At 33.3% G+C, this 15,851-nt stretch carries 9 protein-coding genes; 1 reads left to right on the forward strand and 8 read right to left on the reverse strand.

Annotated elements, in window-relative coordinates; all coding sequences use genetic code 11:
• Positions 1–103: 103 nt before the first annotated feature.
• The 6 genes from EAG08_RS04565 to EAG08_RS04590 all read right to left on the reverse strand — a co-directional run bounded on the left by EAG08_RS04565 (position 104) and on the right by EAG08_RS04590 (position 10,545).
• Positions 104–577, reverse strand: a complete 474-nt coding sequence (locus EAG08_RS04565; RefSeq protein WP_129534427.1) for a hypothetical protein — start codon at positions 575–577, stop codon at positions 104–106.
• Positions 574–2,694, reverse strand: coding sequence for a TonB-dependent receptor plug domain-containing protein (locus EAG08_RS04570; protein WP_129534428.1), 2,121 nt, complete (start codon positions 2,692–2,694; stop codon positions 574–576). Before EAG08_RS04570 ends, EAG08_RS04565 begins: the two co-directional genes overlap by 4 nt.
• A 5-nt stretch (positions 2,695–2,699) precedes the next feature.
• Positions 2,700–4,643 (reverse strand): hypothetical protein, encoded by a 1,944-nt coding sequence (locus EAG08_RS04575; protein ID WP_129534429.1) that lies wholly within the window; start codon positions 4,641–4,643, stop codon positions 2,700–2,702.
• 3 nt (positions 4,644–4,646) lie between these two features.
• Positions 4,647–7,412: a hypothetical protein gene (locus EAG08_RS04580; RefSeq protein WP_129534430.1), complete on the reverse strand. Its 2,766-nt coding sequence runs from the start codon at positions 7,410–7,412 to the stop codon at positions 4,647–4,649.
• Between the two features lie 65 nt (positions 7,413–7,477).
• Positions 7,478–10,015, reverse strand: coding sequence for a vWA domain-containing protein (locus EAG08_RS04585; RefSeq protein ID WP_129534431.1), 2,538 nt, complete (start codon positions 10,013–10,015; stop codon positions 7,478–7,480).
• Between the two features lie 11 nt (positions 10,016–10,026).
• Positions 10,027–10,545 (reverse strand): RNA polymerase sigma factor, encoded by a 519-nt coding sequence (locus EAG08_RS04590; RefSeq protein WP_129534432.1) that lies wholly within the window; start codon positions 10,543–10,545, stop codon positions 10,027–10,029.
• A 332-nt stretch (positions 10,546–10,877) separates the two neighbouring features.
• On the opposite strand from EAG08_RS04590, the gene EAG08_RS04595 reads away from it, so the two are divergent.
• On the forward strand, positions 10,878–12,080 hold the full coding sequence (locus EAG08_RS04595) for an aminopeptidase C (RefSeq protein WP_129534433.1): 1,203 nt from the start codon (positions 10,878–10,880) through the stop codon (positions 12,078–12,080).
• A 96-nt stretch (positions 12,081–12,176) separates the two neighbouring features.
• Here EAG08_RS04595 and EAG08_RS04600 read toward each other — a convergent pair whose 3' ends face one another.
• Positions 12,177–12,989: a hypothetical protein gene (locus tag EAG08_RS04600; RefSeq protein ID WP_129534434.1), complete on the reverse strand. Its 813-nt coding sequence runs from the start codon at positions 12,987–12,989 to the stop codon at positions 12,177–12,179.
• A gap of 90 nt (positions 12,990–13,079) precedes the next feature.
• A complete protein-coding gene (locus tag EAG08_RS04605) occupies positions 13,080–15,512 on the reverse strand; it encodes a transketolase C-terminal domain-containing protein (protein ID WP_129534435.1) in 2,433 nt (810 codons plus the stop codon).
• Positions 15,513–15,851 lie beyond the last annotated feature (339 nt).

The following is a 15,851-nucleotide window of genomic DNA, read 5'->3' on the forward strand; positions in this document are numbered from 1 at the left end:
CTCCTATAGAGCGCCATTTAAATTAATTTACCGTTTCCTGCACAGATTTTGCTCCGCTGGAGCCATTCATTTTAAAAAGAAATTTTATTTATCATAAACAATCTTAAGGTTCTATTTTAGTTTTAATTCCTTCATTCCAAAACTTAGCTTCCGGCATATAATAGAGATAGACATTACTCGCTTTCCCTGTGTATTCACCTGCAAATTCAACTTTTAAATCTAAGTTAACTATTTTCGTTTCATTAGCATCAAAATGTTCCCAATATAAAACCAGATAGTTATCAAAAATTTCATAATAAGAAATATGTTTTTTATCAACCAAATCTTTCAGCAAAGCATTTTGCAAAGTAAGACCCGCCGGAATACCTATTTTTGTGGTTGCCATTGGTAACTCTCCGTTGATTTTATTTTTCACAATCACCGTCATTCTGTTGGTCTCTCCTACTTTTGAAACTTCAGATTTTATTTTTGTTTCTAATGTTAACGGGATATTTTCACTTTTTGGAGCCTGCAAAGTGTAATAATGATAATCTAGTTTGTAAGGCAAACCTTTAGCATGCATATATTCAATGTTCAAGTCATTTTCTCCATTTCTGAAAGCAGATGCAACACTGTTATCGGCTTTAATTTTAGCATTATTAAGCGTAATCGTTGGCTTATCAACGCCATATAATTTTTCATTTTAGCGAAGAAATCTGATAAAGTTTCCAAAGCCAAAGCAGTTGCCTGAGTAGAGCCAAATCCGTAATATCCGTTATAATTAATCAGCTTATCTGCAATTTCGGCAATCTTTAACTGATCTGAATTTGTGTTTTTTTGCAAAGCCATCATGTAAAGAGAAATGGTTTCTGCGTTGGCAGAAATTCCGCCAGAACCAGTAAATGTTGTATTGGTTTTTACATTTTTAGTTGAATATTGCTCGATTAAAATGGTAAGAAGGTTTTTATAATCTTCGTTTTTACCCAAATGAGCCGCTGAATTTGCCATCAAAGCTAACTGATAAGAATCTTTTGTTGACAAAGCTCTTTTTAAGCTGGCTTCATACGTATTCTGAAGCTCATTTTTAAAACCAATTTTAGACAGGGCATACAATACATACATATTTCTTGACCATGAGTATTCTGAATATTGGGTTTTCGATTCATAATCTCTTCTTACTTCAAAAAGTCCGTTTGCATTTTTCTTAGATAAAATAAATGACGTCAGATTCTGAATTAACTTTGTATCAACATTGACATATTTCTTTAAATCTCTGAATTCCATCAAAGCAAAAGCCGAAAGTGCCACATCAGATCCGCTTCCTCCAAAATAAGAGAAACCGCCGTCGCCGTTTTTGTAGGAAATCATTTTCTGATAGCCTTTTTTCAGATTTTTGATTGCTGTAGATTCAGTATCAAAATTGATTTTTTTTGTTGATTTTAAATAATCTAAAATAAAAACATTCGGATAAACTGTTGAAGAAAGCTGCTCAAAACAACCGTGCGGTTCATTTTTCAGTCGTTCTAGATCTTCAAACATCTGCAATGCAGAATTTTCATAAACATAGTAAGACGACTCCAAACTGCCATTAATATAATCAGGAATAGTAATTTTAATATTCTCCTTTTTATTATTAACAATTGAAAAATGATACGGAAAACCTTTTTCTTCTACTTTTAAAGGCAAAATCATGGTTTCTCTGAAATCTCCCGATTTTACAGCAAACTGAATATTTGAATTAACCAATTTATCGGTCTGCATTTTCACAAACAATCTTCCGGATTCTAAGGGTTTTAAAGTAATCAAACTATCTGCTTTCATCAGTCTGATATAGTTCGGAACTACGACATTTAGAGTTAAAGTTTTTGTTTCAGAAGAATTGTTTTTAATGACTACAGGAATTATCATTTGATCTGTTCTTGTCAAATATTGTGGAATTTTGGCATCAATCGAGATCAAACTTTGAGCAGCATAAGTGGTTTCGTCTCTTCCAATCAATCCTGATGCAGAAATTCCTTCCGTCATAATTCTGAAAGCCGAATTGGCATCAGACTGATAAAATTCTATTTTAGCTTTTCCGTTTTTATCTGTTTCTACGACAGGATTCCAGTATAATGTTTCACGGTAATCGTGACGATATACAGTATTGGTAGATTCATAAACCGGATAAGAAAATTGGCGTGAGTAATTATAATTCACTAAACTATCATTTGGAATATTTTTTACAGCGAAGTAGGTTTCTGGTGTTATGTTAAATTTTATGTTTGAAATTCTCCAATTTTTTGAATTGATAATGATGACTCCGTTTGCACCTCTGTTTCCGTAAATGGATGTTGCTGCTGCGTCCTTTAATATAGAGACATTACTTATATTATTAGAATTTAATTTTCTAAATTCGTATGAATTAGAAATGACACCATCAATAACAATCAAGGGATCCAGATTACTACTAATTGAACTTGTCCCACGAATCAATAAACTAAACTTTGCTGACCCAGGACTTCCAGATCCTCCGTTCATAATAACTCCGGGAGCAGAACCTTGTAAAGCATTTAGCATAACAGCATTTGGCCTGTTCTCTAAAAAGTAATCAGAATTAATAGTAGTAGAGGAAACAGTACTATTTTTTTTAGTAATTTGCGAATATCCCAAAACAACAACCTCTTCAATATTTTGAGATTTCACCGTATCAGATTTACTATTAACTGATGGCAAAGTTTTTATAATCCCTTCAACTCCCTGAGAAATTGGTGTCTTTTTTCTTTGATTTCAGCTTCTTTGATGATTTCTTCAACATCAATATTTTCTAAAGACTGTTTCACCAAAGGATTAATATTCAATTTATAAGAAAGCATTCTCACATTGACTTTCTGTTTCTTACTTAGAGATTTTGCAATGACAGTATAATATTCATTTCTGTTTAAATCTGAAAAATAAAACAAACCATTTTCTGTAGTAATCTGTTTTTTTATTTTAGAATTTCCTTCCACCAAAAAAACTTCAGCTTTTACAGGTTTTTTGTTTTCATCTTCTATAATTCCGTAAATTGGATTCTTCTTTTCGGGAAGATATTTGTATTTGCCGCTCTTTTCAACATCTGGAATCATCTCAAAATAACGATAACCATTCGTCAACATAACCAAGTCTAAACTTTTTCTTGCTTTTTCTTCTTTTTTATCGAAATAAAACTGAGGTCTTTCTATTTTTCCTCTCAGTTCAGAATCTAACAACAGCCATGAAAGAATATGATTTTGTTTATCATCGGCATACGTCCATAATTTGTCATCAACCACGCTCATAGAAAGGTTTGCAGGAATGGGTTGATTGTTTTCGTCGGTTGTTTCTATATTGACGATTACTTTTTCTCTGGGCAGATAATTTTTCTTTGTAGGAGTAATTTTCACCTTCATCTGCCTGTTTTCATTGGTAAAAACAATACGTTCAGCCAGAGGAATATTACTTTCTGAAACAGTGAACCTGCAAATCCCAATAGGAAGTTCATTTTCAGGAATTTCAAACAGATTTAAACCTTGTTTCAACCTCATCGTTTTAGAATAAATCTCTTTTCCACGGAAATTTCCGGAGATAATAACATTCCTTTCTGAGGTTGAATTAATATTTAAACTGATCTTTTGATTCTCTTTTTTAGCATTAAAAACAATTCCGTTATCTTTTGCTGTTGGAAGTTGGTAAATTTTACTGATGTTTTCAGGCTTAAGAACTTTTGCGTAATATGTTTCGCCATTTTTGGGAGTCAAGAGAAAAATTCCCATTCCGAAATTGTATGCTGAAACTTCCGTCAATTTCTTATGATTCTGATTGTAAATTCCTAAAACTGCGTCTACCGGTTTTTCAAATTCATCAAGAACTTTAAAAGCAATATTCTGTTCGATACCATTAATAAAAGTTCCGCCTTCGGGCATGAATTTAACATCCAAATTATTTAAAACAATAGGAATATTTCTGGAAATAGATTCTGTAAAGCCATCAAAATTGACTTTAATATTTAACAGAGCATCTGAAGATTTCAAGACTTCAGGAAGTTTGAATTTTAAGATATATTTTCCTTCTTTATCGGTAATGAATGAGCCTTCGTTTATTTTTTCGCCTTGATGCATCACCGTAAAATAAGCTTCATAAAAAGGAATCGGAAGATTGCTCAAACTTCTCATCGAGAAATCTGCTAAAACCTCATCGCCTGCTCCATACCCTTTTTTAGGAAAATCAAGTTTCATTAAAATTCTTGGCGAAACGATTTTCTGGAGCGTAATTTCCTTTTCAAAAACATTTTTGCCTGCTTCATTCTGCATCCAATTTGTAAAAGCTCTGATTTTGTAAATTCCGCCCTTCATGTCTTCCCCAAAATAAAAAGAACCGTCTGCATGACCGTTTTTAATTTCGTATTTCGATTTTCTTACCACAGTTCCGCTGGGGTCGACAAGTTCAAAATTAACCACTTTACTTTGATTAGCGGGAAGATTGTTTTCTGCCTGAACGATAAAAATTTTAAAAAACATTTCTTCACCAGGCTTGTAAAAAACATGGCTGGTCTGTATGTAAGTTTTCTCTTTTTTGAAATCGCTGAATTTATTCTGTGCATTTAAAAATAAGCTTGACAATAGAATAAAAACTAAGGCTATGTTGGATAAAAATTTGAAGTTCATAGTTTAAAATTTAAAAGAAACCGTACATCCGAACGTTTTAAAAGAGGGCAGATTAAAGAAATCTAAGCCTCTGCTGTTATCGAAATCATAAAAATTCTGATCAGAATCTACTCCGTTATTGGCCTGCCAAAGGAAAATATTATTTATGTAAAAGCTCACGCCTAAAACTCTTCTGAAATTTCCTACATCAAAATATGCAGAAAGCGTAATATCATTAATTCTTATATAATCAGCTTTCTCAACATAATTTTCTGAAACCCCAAGAAAACCATATCTAGTCCAACGATTCTCACCGACCGTTTGATTAGGGTTATAAAAATCTACCGGAATCTGATTGATATTCCCATTGGAATTCACTCCTTGAAATACATAATTTTTAATATTTCTATCTTCAGCAGAACTTTGAGAACGACCGTAATAATCTAGAACAGCCTGGGTTCCGTTCCAGATTTGCCCTCCTTTTTTCCATTCCCAATTGACGTCTAACGCAAACATTTTGTAAGTGATGTTGTGAGAAAATTTCATCACAAAATCCGGTGTGGGATCTGCAATTATTTTTAAACCCTTTGCTTTTAACGGATAACCCAAATCATCAATAATTAATTTTCCCTCACTGTTTCTTTCATAATAAATTCCCATCACAGCGCCTAAAACCTGACCTTCAGATAATATTTTGTAAACATCATTAAAACCCGAAATCATCAGATTATTATATCCCGATTTTACACGATCAACAACATCCCTATACTTGAAAAAGGAAGCTTTGCTGCTTAAACTAAATTGATAATTACTGATTATTCTGTCATAATTAAAATTAACCTCATACCCTTTATAAGTATGATCTGCAAGATTTTTCAGCACCAAATTTTGTCCTTCAAAAACAGGAAAAACATCATCTGATGTTCTGCGATTAAAGTACTCTGCAGTTAAATTCATTTTGTAATTGACAATAAATTTAAATCCCGTTTTCCATTCTTTGATGTTGATATTAGAAAGATTATTAAAAGTTTCTACTTCTTTTAAAGGAAAGTACAGATGTGAATTTTGTGCAGAAAACTGTGTTGTTGCGTATGAAGAATAAGATTTTGCAATTTCGGGTTCCGCAGACAGTTGCGTGTACGCTCCTACTAATTGGAAATCTGTATTGTTCCAATTAAAAATGTCGGTAAATGTGAAGTATCCATTGGCTTTTGGTAACCAAAAATTATTTTTGAGGGACGTGTTTGAGGTATAAAATGAATTCCCAAGGTTGACACCAAACTCAATATCATTGTTGTAATTTTCGAAATCTAAATTATAATTAAAAATATAATCCTGCGATGTTCTCTGATAAAAATAATTCTTGTCTAAACTGTGATTAATATTAACTTTTCTGTTATTTAGAATATGATTTAAGCTAAATTTATTCGTCAAATCACCACCATGTAATTCATAACTTGCCAGAATATTCGAATTATAAAATTCATTTTTCTGATCTCTCCTGTTGTACAATCCATTGATAAAACCATTCGTTGACGGTTTATAAACATCTCGATGCATAATATCCTGATTGTCATAAGCCTGACTGACATTGAGTTTAAAACCATTCCAATGTCTGCTTACATCAAAATTAAGCTGTCGCACATTTTCGTAATAATTGTATTTATTTTCCTGTTTAAAAAGAAAGTCAGGATTGTCTGCATTTACACTGTAACTTCTCTGCAAACCATTATTTAGATAAGTATTTTGCTGATTCGAAAATGAAATCGGAGTTAAAAGTGAATTTTGATATGCTCTGTTGAAAAGTCCGATTCTGTTGGTATTTGTCGCTTTATTTTCTTCATAATTAAATCCTGCGTTGATATTAAAATTTAAAATCTTTGTGCTGAATTTTGCTTTAAAAGAATTGACCACATCAAACTGATCTTCAAAATACATCTGATCTTTTCGTTGACCTATGTTCACAGAAAGTCTTGCATCTTCATTTCCATCACTTTTAATAATCGCATTCATATTTAACTGATTGCTGTAACCGGCAGTAGTTTTAAAAATATTGTTATTATATGCTGTTGCAAGAGAAATTACGTTTGACAAACCAACTAATTGTCCATTGAAATCATATTCATAAGGCTGCCCGTTAAAACCTAAAGTAGAAATATCAGGGCCGAAGCTGAACATCTCGCCAGTTTCCGGTCCTTTCCAAACAAGAAAACCATTTTCTGATCTTCCCTGAACATATCGACTCTGAGTATGCGGAATTCTGTTTCTGTTTTTGATGTCTAATGATGTACTGAAACTTCCGTTAAAAACAAGATATTTTCTCGGCTGATTTTTAATTTTGTATAAAGAATCTGATTTATATTTAAGTTTTCGAACCGAAGAAAAATTGCGGTCTGAATTTTTGCGTAATGAATCGTAAGACTTTTGAATACTGAAGTCATCCACTTCAGAAGGCTCAATCTGGTTTTCATAATCTTTCGAATTGATATTTTTAACAGATTCTTTCTTTATTTGTCTTTCTAAAATATATTTAAGTTCGTAAACACCGTGAACGACCTGAATATTTTTACCGTTGTTCCAAACTAAAGTATCATATTCTTTTGCTGCAATAATTGCAAAGCCTCTTTCGTCAGTCAATTCATGAACACCTGTATTTTTATTGAAAATTTTCAGAAAATTCTGAGGCTTTTTCTTTTCATTTAAAAACGTCCCCGAATAATAACGCTGCGAATTCTGCGCAAATGCAAAATGTACCGCAAGCAGAGGCAACAACAGATAAAGTTTTTTCATCTTTGATAATATTTCTAAAAATAGAGAAAAAAAAGAAATCTCCGAAGAAATTTCTTTTTTGAATGTTATTTTTGCATTGATCTATAGCTTTCGATCAATCTTACAAACTCCGCTCTATAACCTTCTTCATCAATACCTCTACCCTTTTTTGCTAGTTTTTCAACTTCTTTTAAGTCTTTATTTTTAATTAAATCTGAATTTCTTAAAACCAAACCAAACCAAGCAACTGAAGAAGCAAATTTAAAATCCTCACTTGCTGAAGAGATGGTTTCATTTGAGCTTTTAACCACTTGAACGATTTCCGAACTTGTATCTCCGTCTGGTTTCTTATATCTGAATTTTACAGTTGCCAATTCATCACTAAAATTTTCATCATTTGTGTTTTTAGTGTATTTTAAATCATTTTCTTTAGGCAAAAACTCAGATTTTACATCAGTTGGAATGACTTCATATAAAGCCGTTACAGTATGTCCGCTTCCCAATTCTCCTGCATCAATTTTATCGTTCGTAAAATCTTCATTCTTCAGTTTTCTATTTTCATAACCAATCAGACGGTAAGATTTCACATATTTCGGATTAAATTCAATCTGAATTTTCACATCTTTTGCAATCGCGTACATACTTCCTGCAAACTCTTTCCCTAGAAATTTGTTAGCTTCCTGCATATTGTCGATGTATGCATAATTTCCATTACCCTTGTTGGCTAAAGTTTCCATTCGGTTGTCTTTAAAATTACCCATTCCGAAACCCAAGCACGTCAGAAAAACACCGGATTTTCTTTTTTCTTCAATCAAGGTTTGAAGATCGCCCGTAGAAGATGTTCCCACATTGAAATCTCCGTCGGTTGCGATGATAACACGATTATTTCCACCTTTAATGAAATTTTCCTGAGCTAATTTGTAAGCCAACTCAATTCCTTGTCCGCCTGCTGTACTTCCACCCGCCTGAAGTTTGTCTAAAGCTTCAATGATTTTATTTTTCTCTTTAGCTGATGTCGGTGGCAAAACCATCCCTGCACTTCCGGCGTAGACTACAATTCCTACTTTATCCTGCGGTCTTAATTGATCTAAAAGCACTTTAAAAGACGATTTTAATAAAGGTAATTTATTCGCTTCATCCATTGAACCTGAAACATCAATCAGAAAAACAAAATTTGAACTCGGCAATTGATCTGTCGGAATATCTTTTCCCTGCAAACCTATTTTCAATAATTTATGCTTAGAATTCCACGGCGAATCGTTGTATTCTGTATTGATTGAAAACGGCTGATTATTTTTTGGTTGCGGGTAATTATATTTAAAATAATTAATCATTTCCTCGATTCGCACAGTATTTTTATTGACATATTCCCCATTGTTAATCATTCTTCGGATGTTGGAATACGCAGCTTTATCAACATCGATTGAGAAAGTAGAAACAGATTGATTTTTTGTCAGTTCAAAAGGATTTTCTACAAAAGCATCGTATTCTTCATTATTTTGCTTCTGAATTTGTTTCGAAAGGTTGATGCTGTCCTGAAATTTCTGAAGTCTTTCAAATGCTTTTCTTTCTTTTCGGGAAAGTTTTTTGGTTTTAATAATGATAACACCATTCGAAGCTCTGTTTCCATATATTGCTGTTGCTGAAGCATCTTTCAAAACTGAAACACTTTCAATGGCATTTGGATTTAAATTACTTAAAGATTTATTGTCTGAAATTTTCCCATTAATAACGTATAAAGGATTTGTGCTTGCATTCACAGTACTCATTCCTCTAATTATAATATTGTTAGAAGAACCTGGAGCTCCTTGACCTGTCATTATTTGAAGACTTGGAACTGCTCCAACTAAAACTTTTGAAATATTATTATACTGTTTGAATTCATTTCTTATACTGTTGTGATCAATCTTCGCTGAACCTGGAGTTCCAGAAGTTGAATTAATTGCTAAACCGGCAACTTCACCTTGTAATGAATTTAAAAAACCTTGATTCGGACGACTTTCTAAATTTTGAGCATTTACAGTGGTTGAAGAAGATGTTTTCTGCCTTGTTTGAGTTTTATTATATCCCAGAACAACTACTTCCTCAATATTTTTTTCTTTGTAACCACTGTCTACAGAAACTTGTGGAACTATATTATTGATTTCAATTGGACTAAAATTATTGCTTTTATTTTTGCTTATTATTGAATTCCCTTTTAGAACAAGACCTATTTTGGCATCACTATTCCCGAAAACTTTAGCATCTTCATAAGCTAATATTTTTGGGTTCGGGTTTTCTTTTAAACCATTTATTTCCTTCTCAATATTAGATTTTACCAAACTGTCAGTTGCCTGAACACTAGAATTGGTTTTAGGTGAAACTGTATTCTGAGCAATTTGAGGTTTTGAAATATCAACAACCTCTTTTTTATCAATAAAATAAAATGCTCCCAAACCAATAATCAAACTCGCTGCAATTCCATAAGGAAACCAAACAGGAACAACTCTTTTCTTCTCTTCTTTTTTATCTAATTTCTCTTCAACTTTTGCCCAAACTTTATCAAACCCCGGAAAAGTCGCAGGTTCTTCCAAAGAATGAGAAGCCTCATTGAATTTTTTATCTATATCGTGATTGTTTTCCATTGTGTAAAAGTTTAAATGTTGTGATTGACCAAGAGTTCCTGTAATTTTTTTCTCGCGAAATTGAGCTGAGATTTTGAAGTTCCTTCGCTGATAGAAAGCATGGTTGCAATCTCTTTATGCGGATAACCTTCAATAGCAAACAGATTGAAAATCGCTCTGCAGCCTTCCGGAAGAAAATTAAGCAGCTTTAGAATATCTTTTTCAAAAGAAATACTATCTGTTGGAGAACCTGTTGATTCTACAAACTCTTCTTCTAAAGACACATCGAGCGCTTTCATACTTCTCAATTTCTGCAAACATTCATTCACTGCAATTTTTCTTGCCCAGGCTTCGAAAATTTCATGATTTTGAAGTTGATTGAGCTTTGTAAAAATCTTGTAGAACGTATCGGCCAATACTTCTTCGATATCTTCATCGTTTTTCAGATAGCGCTTGCAGACTGAGTGCAGTTTGCCCGCCATTTTCTCGTAAATCTTCCGCTGGGCGTTGCGGTCGTTCCGTTGGCATTCTATCAGTAATTCTTTTTCCATAGTCAGGCTTTATACTCTTATAGATGCAGGAAATTTCAGAAAGGTTGGAAACATTATAAACTTTTTCTAAAAATAAGGAAATACTCAAACTAAAGGGTTGGAAAGTTATTCAGTTTATTAGTTAGTTGTTTGCGACATTATTTAAACTGTTTAACTGAAAAACTGTATAACTAATAAATCGTCTTTAACCCTTTTTAACATTAATTCATGTAACACTCGCTTAACATTGCCGACTATTCAGATATAATTCTTTACGGTTGCAAAATTGCTTAAATAGTTTTAAAGTTCTAAAAACGTTGAAACACAACTGTAAAATAAATATACCTTTTCTTATGAAAAATAAAAGATTTGCATCGTTGCTTTTTGTTTTATGCGCAGGAAGTATGATGTTTGCTCAGGATGACCTGATCAACAAGTTGAAAAACAATCAGTCTCAAAATGCTAATTTCCAGTTTACCACTTTAAAAGATGTAGGGGCAACTTCGGTAAAAAACCAAGGTTCGTCAGGAACTTGCTGGAGTTATTCCGGAAATTCTTTTCTGGAATCTGAAATGCAGAGGATGGGTAAAAAACCTGTTGATTTAGCTGAGATTTTTACAGCAAGAAATTCTTATCATGATAAGGCAAAATTATATGTTTTAAACGGCGGAGCAATCAGCTGGGGTGATGGCGGAGAATTGCATGATGTTGTGAATATGTACAAAAAATATGGTGCAGTTCCGCAGGATGTTTATACAGGATTGAAATCAGGACAAACTTTAAATAATTTCAATGAAATGCAAGGAAAACTGAAACCCGTTTTAGAAGGTTTGGTCGCGGCATCTTCAAAAGGAAAACTTCCCGATAACTGGATGGAATCCGTAGATGCTATTCTTGATGAATATTTAGGGAAAGTTCCGACAAACTTTACGTATGAAGGAAAAAATTACACTCCAAAAACGTTTGCTAAAGAAGTTGTAGGCATTAATCCTAAAGATTATGTGGAATTGTCTTCTTACAAAGATTATCCGTACTATCAGAAATTTGTAGTTCCGATTCCTGATAACTGGAGCCACGATTCTGACTGGAATATTCCGATGAATGAAATGACTGCCATTATCGATAATGCTGTTACAAAAGGATATTCTGTGGGTTGGGCAACAGACGTTTCTGAACCTTATTTTTCTTATAAAAACGGTGTTGCATATGTCCCTGATGTAGATTTGGATCAAATTACTCCGGAAGTAAAAAAAGAATTGTTTACACAGCCTAAAAAAGACAAAACCATCACTGAAGATCTACGTCAGAAGGCTTTAAACAACCTTAGCACAACTGATGATCACGGAATGCACATCGTAGGTTTGGCAAAAGATCAAACCGGAAAAGAATATTATATGGTTAAAAATTCTTGGGGTGTAACGAACGATTTTGATGGATATTTATATGTGACAAAACCTTATGTTGAGTATAAATCGACAGCGATTTTGGTTCATAAAAATGCGATTCCAAAGAACATCAGAAAACAATTGAAACCAAGCAAAAGTATCGGTTTGTAGGAAATCATTATTGTCATTCGTTTGACAATTTTAGATATTTTTAAACTTGTTAATAGGCCGCTTTGAGATTTTTTCTTGAGGCGGTTTTTTTGTTTGTTATTTGAAAGAAAATAAATCTGATTCTCTGAAATCTATATATCCCTTTTTTCTTAAAATTTCTGTTATTGCATCTATCCGTGTTCCAATAATAACTTTTCTATTTTTGATTGTCCAATCAGTCATAATACCTACTAATTTTGGTTTTGCTTCTTTGGCGTAATCATATGGAGAAATATACCATAAACCACAACCACTGATTCCAAAAAGATTTGGTCCAAAACTGAATTTTTTAGATTTAAAATTTAACGTTTCCTGTCTGTTATATTCAACTATTATATTTAAAAATTCCTCTCTTTTAAACAAAGAATAGTCAATATCTAAAGGTTGTGTAAAACTTATTAAAGGACGCGAATGAAAAGAATTTCTTGAAATGGATTTTTTAGACCAGCTTGAAGGGTATCCAAAAACAATATAACTATTTAAGTATATTAATTTATGATTAATCAACAAATCACCTTCATTTAAAAAATTATAATTTGACTTAAGATCATTTACAGTTAATTCATCTAATAATAATATTCCGATATCCAATTCATCAGACTCTCTATCACTTTTAGGATTATTAAAAATAATATCTCCTCCTGGTTTAATTAATGTTTTACCATTCTCAATAGGGATAAATAACTCATGAAAATCGTCAAATACATGAGCAGCAGAAACAAGCAGATGTAAATTTCCAATTTTAATAAATACACCCGTTCCATGTAATTTGTAACTACTAAAGTTTTTAAGCAATGTACATGTATAATTAGCAATCAACGGAATACTTTCTAATTGTCTACTAATAATTTGCTCAACTATGTTTTCCATGTTAAAGTGATTTACTATAAATATAACACTTAATTTCACAAAAAAACCGCTCCCTAAAAGAAAGCGGTTTCGATTTTATAAAAATCTCAATTAAAATATCGCAGGATATTTCTGAGGATTTGTTTCATTAAATAAGGCATAAATTCTTTCAACCATATCATCTGAAGATGGCTTGCTGAAATAATCTCCATCACTTGCGTATGCAGGTCTGTGATCGTTTGCAGCGATCGTCAGAGGATCAGAATCTAAATATCTAAATGCCTTTTGTTTTTCTAAAATCTGCTGAAGAATAAACGCTGAAGTTCCGCCTTCCACATCTTCGTCGATTACGACCAATCTGTTGGTTCTCTTAACTGATTCAGCAATTTCATGCGTTAGATCGAAAGGAATTAATGACTGAACATCAATAACTTCTGCAGAGATTCCTAATTTTTCTAATTCTTCTGCTGCTTCCATGACAATTCTCCAAGTCGAACCGTACGTTACCAAAGTAACATCCTTTCCTTCTTTTGTCACTTCAATTTTCCCGACAGGAACAGTGAATTCACCTAAGTTATCAGGCTGTTTTTCTTTTAATCGGTAACCGTTTAAGCATTCAACAATCACAGCAGGATCGTCGCTTTGAAGCATGGTATTGTAGAATCCGGCAGCTTTCGTTAAGTTTCTTGGTACCAAAACCAAAATACCTTTAGAAAGATTCAGAATCCCAGCCATTGGCGAACCTGAATGCCAAACTCCTTCCAGTCTGTGACCTCTCGTTCTGATGATTACAGGAGCTTTCTGACCGCCTTTTGTTCTGTATTGAACCGTCGCCAAATCATCGCTCATTCCCTGCAAACAATAAAGGATATAATCTAAATACTGAATTTCAGCGATTGGTCTTAAACCTCTCATCGCCATACCGATTCCCTGACCAAGAATTGTCGCTTCACGGATTCCGGTATCAGCAACACGAATATCACCGTATTTTTCCTGCATTCCTTCAAGACCTTGGTTTACGTCACCGATATTTCCGGCATCTTCACCAAAGACCAAAGTTTGAGGATATTTTTCAAATATTTTATCAAAATTATTTCTCACCACTACTCTTCCGTCAACATCCTCCGAAGTTTCAGAATATATAGGCTTGATTTCCTGAATGTTTTCAGCTTTCCACTGAGATTGAGAGTATAAATGAGAAGAATAATTGTCTTTTTCAACTTCAAAAACTTCGTTGTATTTGTTCATCAACTGAGTTCTCTCCGCAGAATTGGTTCCTCTCGTTGCCAATAAAGATTTTCTGATCAGATGGAAAACATCCTTTTTAGCTTTAGAAACTAATTTATTATATTGATTAACATAAACTTCAATTTCAGAGTTCTGACCTTTCAGATTTTCAACTAAAGGTAAAACTGAAAAAGCTAATTCTGTAAGTGTTTTCTGATAGTTTTCCCAAGCAGTTTTTTGTCCGGCTTTTACTTTTCTCTTCGCGTCTTCATCGATTGCATCTAACTCTTCAACCGTTGCAATGATTTCTTCATTTCCTTCAATTTCGATTGAATAGTTTAAAATCCATTCTCTGAATTTTACCAATCCATCAAAATCTGCCTCCCAAGACAAACGGTCTTCGTTTTTATATCTTTCGTGAGATCCTGAAGTCGAGTGACCTTGAGGCTGAGTAACTTCAATTACATGAACAACAACAGGAACAGATTCTGTTCTTGCAAAATGTTCTGCTTTCGCATAAGCATCCAATAAAGCAGGATAATCCCAGGCTTTCACTTGAATAATTTCACAACCCTGGTTTTCTCCTTCTTTTCTCTGGAAACCGCTCAACATTTCAGCAATATCAGCTTTTGCTCTCTGCTTCATCGTAGGAACCGAAATCCCGTAACCATCATCCCAGATTGAAACAATCATTGGCACTTGAAGCGCACATGCAGCATTTAAAGTTTCCCAAAAATGACCTTCAGCAGTTGATGCATCTCCAATGGTTCCAAAAGCGATTTCGTTACCTTCGTTGGAGAATTTTTCAGAACCGTCAAATTTTACGGATTTATATATTTTTGAAGCTTGCGCTAAACCTAATAATCTTGGCATTTGCCCCGCAGTAGGAGAAATATCAGAAGAAATATTTTTCTGAGCCATCAAATCTTTCCAGCTTCCGTCTTCGTTTAAACTTCTTGTGGCAAAATGACCATTCATCTGTCTTCCGGCAGATGCAGGCTCTCTTTCCACACTTGTATCTGCATATAACTGAGCAAAGAAACTTTCAACCGATAAAGCATCTATAGCCAACGCAAAAGTCTGATCTCTGTAATATCCCGAACGGAAATCTCCGTTTCTGAAAACTTTCGCCATTGCCAACTGCGGCAACTCTTTTCCGTCTCCAAAAATTCCGAACTTCGCTTTTCCGGTAAGAACTTCTCTTCTGCCCAGATAAGACATTTCACGAGAGATTCTACCTAATTTATAGTCTTCAAGTATCTGATTTTTAAAATCTTGAAAAGAAATCTGCTGAGTTTCAATATAGGTTGTCTGCATAGCCAAATATTAAATATTTTTTAATTCTGAAGTATTTTGCTAATATACACTTTTTATATTAATTTTAATTTTCAAGAATGTTTTTTATAAATTTGATAATGAAAAAAATGTGTTTACTTTGAATAAAACTCTGTAATATGGAAAAAAGTCCACTCATATTCTTAATGCATCGTCTAATCTTTTAGGGTTTTCTATGATCATCATCACCTCATTGAAAATCACTAAAACGAGCCATCATACATTTTTAGATGAGTTTGCAGGCATCGCATGTGTACTTTTTGCGTGTAGCAGTTTATTTTCGTTTATGTCGATAAGAACTGATAAGGAGAGTCTGGGAAA

Source organism: Chryseobacterium sp. 3008163 (genome assembly GCF_003669035.1).
In the GTDB taxonomy this organism is placed as follows: domain Bacteria; phylum Bacteroidota; class Bacteroidia; order Flavobacteriales; family Weeksellaceae; genus Chryseobacterium.

Coding starts and splice junctions, on each gene's coding strand:
- EAG08_RS04580 (WP_129534430.1), bottom strand. CDS start 7,412: ATGAAAAAACTTTATCTGTTGTTGCCTCTGCTTGCGGTACATTTTGCA.
- EAG08_RS04595 (WP_129534433.1), top strand. CDS start 10,878: ATGAAAAATAAAAGATTTGCATCGTTGCTTTTTGTTTTATGCGCAGGA.
- EAG08_RS04590 (WP_129534432.1), bottom strand. CDS start 10,545: ATGGAAAAAGAATTACTGATAGAATGCCAACGGAACGACCGCAACGCC.
- EAG08_RS04585 (WP_129534431.1), bottom strand. CDS start 10,015: ATGGAAAACAATCACGATATAGATAAAAAATTCAATGAGGCTTCTCAT.
- EAG08_RS04575 (WP_129534429.1), bottom strand. CDS start 4,643: ATGAACTTCAAATTTTTATCCAACATAGCCTTAGTTTTTATTCTATTG.
- EAG08_RS04600 (WP_129534434.1), bottom strand. CDS start 12,989: ATGGAAAACATAGTTGAGCAAATTATTAGTAGACAATTAGAAAGTATT.
- EAG08_RS04605 (WP_129534435.1), bottom strand. CDS start 15,512: ATGCAGACAACCTATATTGAAACTCAGCAGATTTCTTTTCAAGATTTT.